Source organism: Streptomyces sp. NPDC053367, from assembly GCF_044545925.1.
Taxonomy (GTDB): Bacteria; Actinomycetota; Actinomycetes; order Streptomycetales; family Streptomycetaceae; genus Streptomyces.
Genome location: NZ_JBITYN010000023.1, coordinates 1 through 11,419 on the forward strand (window position 1 = coordinate 1; position 11,419 = coordinate 11,419).

The 11,419-nt window shown below is 73.5% G+C and carries 4 protein-coding genes; all 4 read right to left on the reverse strand.

Annotation, left to right across the window (positions count from 1 at the left end; all coding sequences use genetic code 11):
* A partial coding sequence (locus ACIGXJ_RS36910; protein WP_399655260.1) for a type I polyketide synthase occupies nt 1-1,877 on the reverse strand: 1,877 nt, incomplete at its 3' end.
* A gap of 2 nt (nt 1,878-1,879) precedes the next feature.
* A complete protein-coding gene (locus tag ACIGXJ_RS36915; protein WP_399655263.1) occupies nt 1,880-2,005 on the reverse strand; it encodes a hypothetical protein in 126 nt (41 codons plus the stop codon).
* A complete protein-coding gene (locus ACIGXJ_RS36920; RefSeq protein WP_399655266.1) occupies nt 2,002-8,448 on the reverse strand; it encodes an SDR family NAD(P)-dependent oxidoreductase in 6,447 nt (2,148 codons plus the stop codon). Before ACIGXJ_RS36920 ends, ACIGXJ_RS36915 begins: the two co-directional genes overlap by 4 nt.
* A gap of 14 nt (nt 8,449-8,462) precedes the next feature.
* The coding region (locus ACIGXJ_RS36925; RefSeq protein ID WP_399655269.1) for an SDR family NAD(P)-dependent oxidoreductase at nt 8,463-11,419 on the reverse strand (2,957 nt) is incomplete at its 5' end.

Below are 11,419 nucleotides of genomic sequence, written 5' to 3' on the forward strand. Positions count from 1 at the left end.
ACATCCACCCGCTCCAGCGACGGCGCACCCTCGGCGCCGCGCAGCACATCCTCCAGACGCCAGTCCACGAACTCGGCCAGCGCCTCACCGCACGCCGCGATCTCGGCCGCGAACACCGGGGAAGAGTCCAGCAGTTCGACCGCCATGCCCTCCCACTGCGCACCCTGACCCGGGAACACGAACACCGGCTTGGCGGTGGTCGCGGCGCGGCCCTCGGCGACCACGGGCGAGGGCTCGCCCACGGACAGGGCCGTCAGTCCGGACAGCAGCTGGTCGCGGTCGGTGGCGGCCACCACGGCGCGGTGTTCCAGGTGCGCCCGGGTGGTGGCGGTGGAGAAGCCGACGTCGGCCGGGGACAGGTCCGGCCGGGACAGCAGGTGGGCGCGGAGCCGGTCGGCCTGGGCGCGCATCGCGGCGGCGGTGCGGCCGGACACCGTCACGGGGACGGCCGGCAGCGGGCGGGGCTCGGTGGCCTCGGCGGCGGGCTCCTCGGCGGGGGCCTCCTCCAGGATGATGTGCGCGTTGGTGCCGCTCACGCCGAAGGAGGACACCGCGGCACGGCGGGGCTTCTCCCCCGCGGGCCACTGCCGGGCCTCGGTGAGCAGCTCGATCTCGCCCGCCTCCCAGTCGATGTGCGGGGAGGGCTCGTCGACGTGCAGGGTCTGCGGCAGGACACCGTGGCGCATCGCCATGACCATCTTGATCACACCGGCCACGCCCGCGGCGAGGGAGGTGTGGCCGATGTTCGACTTGATGGAGCCGAGCCACAGCGGCTCGCCGTCCCGCTCGCGGCCGTACGTCGCGAGCAGCGCCTGCGCCTCGATCGGGTCACCGAGGACGGTGCCGGTGCCGTGGCCCTCGACGGCGTCGACGTCGGCGGGGGTGAGCCCGGCGTTGGTGAGGGCCTGGCGGATGACGCGTTCCTGGGAGGGGCCGTTGGGGGCGGTGAGGCCGTTGGAGGCGCCGTCCTGGTTGACGGCGGTACCGCGGATGAGGCCGAGGATGCGGCGGCCGTTGCGCTTGGCGTCGGAGAGCCTTTCCAGGACGACCAGGCCGAGGCCGTCGGAGAAGCCCGTGCCGTTGGCGGAGGCCGCGTAGGCGCGGCAGCGGCCGTCGGGGGACACGGCCTGCTGGCGGCTGAACTCGGCCAGCAGGAACGGTCCGGACATGACGGTCACGCCGCCGACGAGGGCCATGGAGCACTCGCCCGCGCGCAGCGCCTGCGTGGCCATGTGCAGGGCGACGGCGGAGGAGGAGCAGGCCGTGTCGACGGACACCGCCGGGCCCTCCAGGCCGAAGACGTAGGAGATACGGCCGGAGGAGACGCTGGCCGCGCCGCCGGTGAGCTGGAAGCCCTCGATCTGCGGCAGGCTGCCCGCGGGCAGCGTGCAGTAGTCGGTGGTGCCGACGCCGCAGAAGACGCCGGTGTCGCTGCCGCGCAGCGCGGTCGGGTCGATGCCGGCGTGCTCGAACGCCTCCCAGGACGCCTCCAGCAGCAGCCGCTGCTGCGGGTCCATGGCCAGCGCCTCGCGGGGGCTGATCCCGAAGAACTCCGCGTCGAACTCGGCGATCCGGTCGAGGAATCCGCCGCCGCTGGTGGACACGGCGCCGGGGCGGCGCATGCTCGGGTCGTAGATGCGCTCGAGGTCCCAGTCACGGTCGTCGGGCAGCCCGCTGATGGCGTCGCGTCCGGACGCGACCAGCTCCCACAGTTCGTCGGGGCTGGTGACGCCGCCGGGGTAGCGGCAGCTCATGCCGATGATCGCCAGGGGTTCGCTCGCCTGCGCGAGCAGCCGCTTGTTGAGCTGGCGGAGCCGGTCGGTCTCCTTCAGGGACTTGCGCAGCGCCTCGACGAGCTGATTCTGATCGGTGGCCATCTCTATTCCTTCGTCTCCAGGCTCAGTGCGGCGCGGGCGGTGTCGGCCGGGGTCGTGCGGGGGCCCCTCGTGCCGTCCGGAGCCGGGGTCGTGCGGGGGCCTCTCGGGTCGTCCGGGGCCGGGGTCATGCGAGGTCCTCCTGGGCCATCCGGATGAGGGCTTCCGCGTCCATGTCGTCGATGGAGGCGCTGTCCCCGTCGTCGGTGGCCTCCTCGGGCGGGTCGTTGTCGGCGAGTTCGCGCAGGGTGTCCAGGAGTCCGGCCTTGCGCAGCCGGTCGACGGGGATCGTCGACAGCAGCGCGCGGATCTCGTCCTCCTCGGAGTGGGGCCTGCCGGCCGCGTCGGGGACGATCTCCGACAGCAGCAGTTCCGCGACGGCGGCCGGCGTGGGGTGGTCGAACACGAGCGTGGCCGGCAGCCGTACGCCCGTGGCCTGGGTGAGCCGGTTGCGCAGCTCGACCGCGCTGAGCGAGTCGAAACCCAGGTCCTTGAACGCGCGTTCCGGCTCGACGGACGCGGCCGAGGCGTGGCCCAGTACGGCCGCGACCTGGGCCTGCACCAGTTCCAGGACGATCCGTTCGCGGTCCGCCTCGGGCACCGCGGCCAGCCGCTGGGCCAGCGCGCCCGCGCTCGCCTCACCGGTCCGGCCCGGGACCCTGACCAGGCCGCGCAGCAGCGGTGGCAGCATCCCGGCCCTGGCCTGGGCGCGCAGCGCGGTGGTCTCCAGCAGGACCGGGGCCACCACCGACGCGTCCACGTCGAGCGCCTGATCGAACAGGGCCGGACCGGTCTCGGCGGTGAGCGCGCTCAGCCCCATCCGCTCCAGACGGGCCAGCTCACCCTCCCCGAGCTTTGCCGCCATGCCCGCGGTCTCCGACCACAGACCCCACGCGAGGGACGTGGCCGGCAGCCCGGCCGCCCGGCGGGACGCGGCCAGCGCGTCCAACGCGGCGTTCGCGGCGGCGTAGTTGCCCTGGCCCGGGCTGCCCATCAGAGCCGCCACGGACGAGAACAGCACGAACGCGGACAGGTCGCTGTCGGCCGTCAGCTGGTGCAGATGCCAGGCCGCGTCGACCTTCGGGCGCATGACCCGGTCGATCTGCTCGGCCGACATCGATTCGATCACACCGTCGTCGAGGACACCGGCCGTGTGGACGACCGCCGTCAACGGGTGCTCCAAGCCGTTGAGTACGGCGGCCAGCTGCTCCCGGTCGGACACGTCGCACGCGGTGACGCGGGCCTCGCAGCCCAGCTCCGCGAGCTCCGCCACCAACTCCGCGGCCCCGTCGGCCTCCGGGCCGCGCCGGCTGAGCAGCTCCAGATGCCGCACGCCGTGCGCGGTCGCCAGGTGACGGGCGAACAGCGCGCCCAGGCCACCCGTACCACCGGTGATCAGTACGGTGCCGTCCGCGCCCAGCGGCGCAGGCACGGTCAGTACGACCTTGCCGACGTTGAGCCCCTCCCGCAGGTGGCGCAGCGCCTCGCGGCCCTGCCGCACGTCCCAGGTCCGGATCGCCGGGAACCGGAGCACGCCCTGCCGGAACAGGTCGACGATCTCGGCCAGCAGCTCGCCCAGGCGCCGCGGGCCCGCCTCCCACAGGTCGAACGCGCGGTAGATGACGCCGGGCCGCTCCGCCGCGACGGCCTCGGCGTCCCGGATGTCGGCCTTGCCCATCTCCATGAACCGGCCGCCGCGCGGCAGCAGGTCGAGCGAGGCGTCGACGAACTCGCCGGTCAGCGAGTTCAGCACCACGTCCACTCCGGCGCCGCCGGTGACGTCGAGGAAGGCGTCCCTGAAGCCCGGTTCACGCGAGGAGGCGATGTGGCCGGCGGCGACACCGGCGGCGCGCACGACGTCCCACTTGGACGGACCGGCCGTGGCGAACACCTCGGCGCCGAGGTGCCGCGCGATCTGCACGGCCGCCGTGCCCACGCCACCGGCGGCGGCGTGCACGAGCACCCGCTCCCCCGCCCGCAGCCCGGCAAGGTCCACCAGGCCGTGGTAGGCGGTCGCGTAGGTCACCGGCACGGATGCCGCCTGGGTGAACGACCACCCGTCGGGCATCCGGGCGAGCAGCTGCCGCTGGGCGACGGCCACCGGCCCGAACGACTCCATGACGATGCCGAAGACCCGGTCACCGGGCGCGAACTCGGTGACGTCCGCACCGGTCTCCAGCACCACACCCGCGGCCTCGGCGCCGAGCGGCACCTCGTCCGGGTACAGGCCGAGGGCGATCAGCACGTCGCGGAAGTTCACACCCGCCGCGCGGACCCCGATCCGCACCTCGTCGGCGGCGAGCGGCCGACGGGCGCCGGACGGCGTGATCTCCACACCGTCGAGGGAGCCCTTGTGGGTGACGGACAGGTGCCAGGCGTCCTCGTCGACGGTGGCGGCCGCGCTCAGCCGCGGCGCGAACACCTCCCGCCCGCGCACGGCCAGCTGCGGCTCCTCCGCGTCCAGCAGCGCGCTCCAGTCCGGCTCGTCGCTGTCCAGGTCCTCGTCCGCGGCCACGTCTGCGTCTACGTCTACGTCTACGTCTACGAGGAGGAACCGGTCCGGGTGCTCGGACTGCGCGCTGCGCAGCAGACCCCAGACCGCGGCCTGGGCGAGGTCGGGCGTCTCGTCGCCCACGGCGACCGCCCTGCGGGTGGTGACGACGAGCCGGGACTCGCCCAGCCACTCACTGGCGAGCCAGCGCTGCACCAGCGCCAGGGCCCGGGCCGCGGCCTCCCGGGCCGCGCCGGGCACATCGGACCCGGGGCTCTCCACCGAGGCGACGACCAGGCCGGGAGCGGTGCCCCCGTCGGCGACGGCCTGCTCCAGCGCGATCAGGTCCGCGAACGGTTGTCCGGAGGCGACGGCACCGGCCGGCACCACCACCCGGACGGTCTGCCCGGCGCCGTCCGCGGCCGGAACGACCTGGGCGACCGGGGTCCAGTCCAGCCGGTACACCGACTGCTTGCCGCCGTTGCGCAGACGCTCCAGCTGCGCCGGCTCGACCGGACGCATGTCCAGCCGCTCCAGGCTCAGCACCGGCTCACCGTGCTCGCTGACGACGTCGAGCCCGAAGGCGGTGTCGTCGACCCGGCGCATACGCACGCGCACCCGGGACAGGCCACGCCGCCCGGTGCGCACCCCCGACCATGAGAACGGCAGCACGGCCGTGTCCCTCGGCCCGTCCTGCGGCAGACCCGCGTGCAGGGAGGCGTCGAACAGCGCCGGGTGGATGCCGAAGTCCTCTCCCCCGGTGTCGCCGGGCAGGGCGACCTCGGCGTAGGAGTCGCCGCCGGCCTTCCACGCCGTACGCACGCCCTGGAACAACGGGCCGTAGTCGAAGCCGAGTTCGGCCATTCCCGCGTACAGCTCGTCCGCGGTCATCTCCACGGCCTGCGCGGGCGGCCACTCCGCCGGGACCCACGACGGCACCGGTGCGGCGTCCTCCGCGGCCAGCCAGCCGCGCGCGTGGCAGGTCGTCTCACCCTGCTCGTCGTCACCGGACTCGGGCCGGGCGAAGATCGCCACCTCACGGCGGCCGTCCTCGCCCGCGGCGCCCACGGTGACCCGCAGCTGGGCGTTCGTTCCCTCCTCCAGCAGCAGTGGGGACTCCATCACCAGCTCGTCCACGACCGGCGTGCCGACTCGGCGGCCGGCGGCCGCGGTCAGCTCCACCCAGGCCGTGCCGGGCACGATGACCAGGCCCATGACGACGTGGTCGCCCACCCACGGCTGGGTCTCGATCGAGATCCGGCCGGTGAACACCCACTCGTCCCGGTCGCCGAACTGCACGGCGGCCGCGAGCACGGGGTGCTCCATCCGGTCGAGACCCGCGGCGGTCACATCCCCGGACTGTGCCGAGGGCATCAGCCAGAAGTTCTCCCGCTGGAAGGCGTAGGTGGGCAGCTCGACCCGCTGAGCGCCGGTACCGGCGTAGAACGCCTCCCAGTCGACTCCGACACCGGCGGTGTGGGCATGCCCCAGGAACCCGGCGAAGGTCTCCCTCTCGCCGTACTTGCCCCGCAGGGCGGGGATGAACGCCGCCTCGGTGTCGTCCTCGACGCACTGGCGGGCCATCGCGGTCAGCACCGCGTCCGGGCCCAGCTCCAGGAAACGTCGGACACCCAGGTCCCACAGGGTGCGGACGCCGTCGGCGAAGCGGACCGCCTGACGGACGTGGCGCACCCAGTAGTCGGCGTCGAACGCCGTGACCAGTTCGCCGGAGACGTTGGAGACGACCGGGATACGCGGCTCGTCGTAGCGCAACTTGTCGGCCACAGCGCGGAATTCGTCGAGCATCGGCTCCATGCGCGGGGAGTGGAAGGCGTGCGACACGCGCAGGCGGGTCGTCTTGCGGCCCTCCCAGCGCGGGAGCCACTCCTCCACCGCGTCCTCGTCACCCGAGACCACGACCGCCAGCGGACCATTGACGGCGGCGATCTCCAGACGGCCCTCGAACCCTTCGAGGGACTCAGCGACCTCCGCCTCACCGGCCTGCACCGCGACCATCGCCCCACCAGAAGGCAACGCGCCCATCAACCGACCACGAGCCACCGCCAGTTCGGCCGCATCCGCCAGAGAGAGAACGCCCGCCACATGCGCGGCAGCGATCTCACCGACCGAATGCCCGATCAGGTAATCGGCACGAACGCCCAGCGACTCAGCCAGCCGGAACAGAGCCACCTCGACCGCGAACAACGCAACCTGCGTGAACTCCGTCGAGTTCAGCACATCACCATCAGCCGCCAGCAGCTCACGCAGAGAACGCCCCAGCCGCGGGTCGACCTCCGCGCACACCTCGCTCAGCGCCCGCTCGAACACCGGGTACTGGGAGGCCAGCTCCAAGCCCATACCCGGCCGCTGAGACCCCTGACCGGTGAACAGGAACGCCGACTTGCCCGGCGCCGCAGAGCCACCGGAGGTCACCTCGGCCAGACGCGCCAGCAGCTCATCTCGGTCGCCGGCCACCACCACCGCACGGCGGTCGAGCAACGCCCGCGAGGTCACCAGCGAGTACGCCGTGTCCACCACGGACAGCTCCGGCCGCGAGGCAAGGTGCGCCCGCAGCCGCTCCGCCTGCGCCCGCAGCGCCACATCGTTGCGCGCCGACAGCACCACCGGCAGCGGGGCCACCGGCTCGGCCGGCTCCTCCGCCGCCACGGGCTCCTCGGCCGGGGCCTCCTCCACGATGATGTGCGCGTTCGTACCGCTCACACCGAACGACGAGATGCCCGCCCGGCGGGGACGGCCGTCCGCGGCCCACTCACGCGGCTCGGTCAGCAGCCGGACCTCGCCCGACTCCCAGTCCACGTGCGGAGAGGGCTCGTCCACGTGCAGGGTCGGCGGCAGCATCCCGTGCCGCATCGCCATCACCATCTTGATCACACCGGCCACACCGGCCGCAGCCGACGTGTGACCGATGTTCGACTTGATCGAGCCCAGCCACAGCGGGTCGCCGTCCCGCTCACGGCCGTACGTCGCGAGCAGTGCCTGCGCCTCGATCGGGTCACCGAGCTTGGTGCCGGTGCCGTGGCCTTCGACGGCGTCGACCTCGGAGGGGCGCAGTCCGGCGTTGTCCAGGGCTCGTCGGATGACGCGTTCCTGGGAGGGGCCGTTGGGGGCGGTCAGGCCGTTGCTGGCGCCGTCCTGGTTGATGGCGGTGCCGCGGATGAGGCCGAGGATGCGCCGGCCGTTGCGCTTGGCGTCGGAGAGCCGCTCCAGCACGACCAGGCCGAGGCCGTCGGCGAATCCGGTGCCGTCGGCCGAGGCGGCGTAGGCACGGCACCGCCCGTCCGTCGACAGGCCGCGCTGCCGGCTGAACTCCCGCAGCATGAACGGGCCGGGCATGAGGGCCACACCGCCGGCGAGGGCGAGGGAGCATTCGCCGGAGCGCAGCGCCTGGGCGGCGAGGTGCAGGGCGACGGCGGAGGAGGAGCAAGCGGTGTCGACGGACACCGCAGGGCCCTCCAGGCCGAACAGGTAGGAGATACGGCCGGAGGAGACGCTGGCCGAGCCTCCGGTCAGCTGGAAGCCCTCCACCTGGGGCAGGCTGCCTTCCGGCGCCAGGCTGTAGTCGGTGACGCCCAGGCCGCAATAGACGCCGGTGTCGCTGCCGCGCAGCGCGGTCGGGTCGATGCCGGCGTGCTCGAACGCCTCCCAGGACGCCTCCAGCAGCAGGCGCTGCTGCGGGTCCATGGCCAGGGCCTCGCGCGGGCTGATCGCGAAGAACTCCGCGTCGAAGTCCCCGATGCCGTCCACGAATCCGCCGCCGCGGGCGTAGACCTTGCCGGTCTGGTCGGGGTCCGGGTCGTAGAGCCGCTCCAGGTCCCAGCCGCGGTCGGTGGGCAGCCCGGTGATGGCGTCACGTCCCGAGGCCACGAGGTCCCACAGCTCGTCGGGCGTCGTGACGCCGCCCGGGTAGCGGCAGCTGATGCCGACGATCGCCAGCGGCTCGGTCGCCCGGGCCTCGACCTCTTCGAGCTGGGCCCGGGTCTCGTTGAGTTCGACCGCGACCTTCTTCAGGTAGCGGACGAGCTTTTCCTGCTGATCGTCCCGCTGATCGATGTTCTCCGTCATTCCTGCTTCCCCCGTCATGCCTCGCCCAGCTCCACATCGATCATCTGGAAGATTTCCTCGGCCGTGGTGGCCGCTTCGATCCGCTCCCGGGCGCTCTGCTTCTTCTCGCCCTGGGCGCCGTCCCCCGCGCCTGCGGCGCTGATGCCGGACAGCAGGGTGCGCAGGCGCTTGGCCACCCGCTGCTGCTCCTCCGCGGAACTCGCGGCGAGCATGTCCTCGAGCTTCCTCACCTCCTGGTCGATGAGGGGCTCGGCCGGCTCCCCGCCGCCGATCTCCGACAGCAGCAGTTCCGCGACGGCGGCCGGCGTGGGGTGGTCGAACACGAGCGTGGCCGGCAGCCGTACGCCCGTGGCCTGGGTGAGCCGGTTGCGCAGCTCGACCGCGCTGAGCGAGTCGAAACCCAGGTCCTTGAACGCGCGTTCCGGCTCGACGGACGCGGCCGAGGCGTGGCCCAGTACGGCCGCGACCTGGGCCTGCACCAGTTCCAGCACGATCCGTTCGCGGTCCGCCTCGGGCACTCCGGCCAGCCGCTGGACCAGCCCGCCCGTGCCCGTCTCGGCCCGGCTCGGGAGCCTGACCAGGCCGCGCAGCAGCGGCGGCAGCATCCCGGCCCTGGCCTGGGCGCGCAGCGCGGTGGTCTCCAGCAGGACCGGGGCCACCACCGACGCGTCCACGTCCAGCGCCTGATCGAACAGGGCCGGACCGGTCTCGGCGGTGAGCGCGCTCATGCCCATCCGCTCCAGACGGGCCAGTTCGGCCTCGCCGAGCTGAGCCGCCATGCCGGTCGCGTCCGACCACACGCCCCACGCGAGGGACGTGCCGGGCCGCCCGGCCGCCCGGCGGGACGCGGCCAGCGCGTCCAACGCGGCGTTCGCGGCGGCGTAGTTGCCCTGACCCGGGCTGCCCATCAGAGCCGCCACGGACGAGAACAGCACGAACGCGGACAGGTCGCTGTCGGCCGTCAGCTCGTGCAGATGCCAGGCGGCATCCACCTTGGGCCGCATGACCCGGCCGATGTGCTCGGGCGTCAGCGACTCGATCACACCGTCGTCGAGGACACCGGCCGCGTGCACGACCGCCGTCAACGGGTGCTCCAAGCCGGCGACCACGGCCGCCAGCTGCTCCCGGTCGGACACGTCGCACGCGGTGACGCGGGCCTCGCAGCCCAGCTCCGCGAGCTCCGCCACCAACTCCGCGGCCCCGTCGGCCTCCGGGCCGCGCCGGCTGATCAGCTCCAGATGCCGCACGCCGTGCGCGGTCGCCAGGTGACGGGCGAACAGCGCACCCAGGCCACCCGTACCACCGGTGATCAGTACGGTGCCGTCCGGGTCGAACCCGGTCACCGACTCCCCGGCCGACGCCCTGGACAGCCTCGGCGCCAGAACTCGGCCGCCACGGACCGCGAGCTGCGGCTCGTCGGCGTCGAGCAGCGCACCCCAGTCAGGCTCGTCGCCGCTCCGGTCGAGGTCGACCAGGAGGAACCGGTCGGGGTGCTCGGACTGGGCGCTGCGCACCAGACCCCACACCGCCGCCTGGGCGACGTCCGGGCTCTCCCCGCCCACGGCGACCGCACCACGGGTGGTGACGACCAGCCGGGACTCACCCAGCCACTCACTCGCCAGCCACCGCTGCACCAGGGCAAGTACAGCGCCGGTGGCGGCCCGGGCCGCCTCGGCCGTGTCACCGTCCGGGGTGCCGATCGTGGCGACCACCGCGTCGGGCACGGAGCGGCCCTCGGCTACGGCGCCTTCCAGCTCCGCCAGGCCGGCGAGTCCGCCGAGCGTCTCGACCCGCACGGGCCGGCTCGCGCCGAGCGTCACGGGCGCCCAGCCCAGCTCGTACGCCGACTGCCCGCCGCCGCGCCGCAGACGCTCCAGCTGCGCCGGGTCGACCGGACGCATGTCCAGCCGCTCCAGGCTCAGCACCGGCTCACCCTGCTCCGAGGCCACGTCGATCCGCAGAGCGGACTCGCCGGCGGACGAGATCCGAACGCGCACCCGGGACAGACCCGTGCGACCACCGCTCACCTTCGACCACGAGAACGGCAGGATCGTCCCGCCGTCGTCCGACCCCTTCTCCGCGAAGGCACCGTGCAAGGAGGCGTCGAACAGCGCCGGGTGAAGGCCGAAGCCCTCTCCCCCGGTGTCGCCGGGCAGGGCCACTTCGGCGTAGACCACGTCGTCGGCACGCCATGCCGTACGCACGCCCTGGAACACCGGCCCGTAGTCGAACCCGAGCTCCGCCATACCCGCGTACAGCGCCTCGCCCGCCATCTCCGCACCACTCACCGGCGGCCACTCCCGCGGCACCCAAGCCTGCGCGGACTCCTCCGCACTCAGCCAGCCACGCGCATGGCAGACCGACTCGGCCGACTCGTCCTCACCGGACTCGGGCCGCGCGAAGATCACCACCTCACGACGGCCGTCCTCACCGGCCGCACCGACCGTGACCCGCAGCTGCGCGGTCGTCCCCTCCTCCAGCAGGAGCGGGGACTCCATCACCAGCTCGTCCACCACCGGCGCACCCACACGGCGGCCGGCGGCCAACGCCAGCTCCACCCACGCCGTACCCGGCACGATCGTCACTCCCAGCACGACGTGGTCGCGCACCCACGGCTGCGAGTCGGTGGAGATACGGCCGGTGAACACCCACTCGTCGCGGTCGCCGACCTGGACGGCCGCCACCAGCACCGGGTGCTCCACCCGGTCCAGACCGGCGGCTCCGACGTCACCGCCCTGCGCCGACGGCATGAGCCAGAAGTTCTCGCGCTGGAAGGCGTAGGTCGGCAGCTCCACGCGCCGGGCGCCCGTTCCTGCGTACACCGCGTCCCAGTCCACGTCGACACCGGCGGTGTGCGCCTGGCCGAGCGAGAGCCAGAAGCGGGGCAGGCCGCCCTCGCCGCGGCGCAGGGAGCCGATGACGGCCACCCGGCCCGCCGCGCCCTGCGCCTCGACGGTCTCCTCGACCGCCA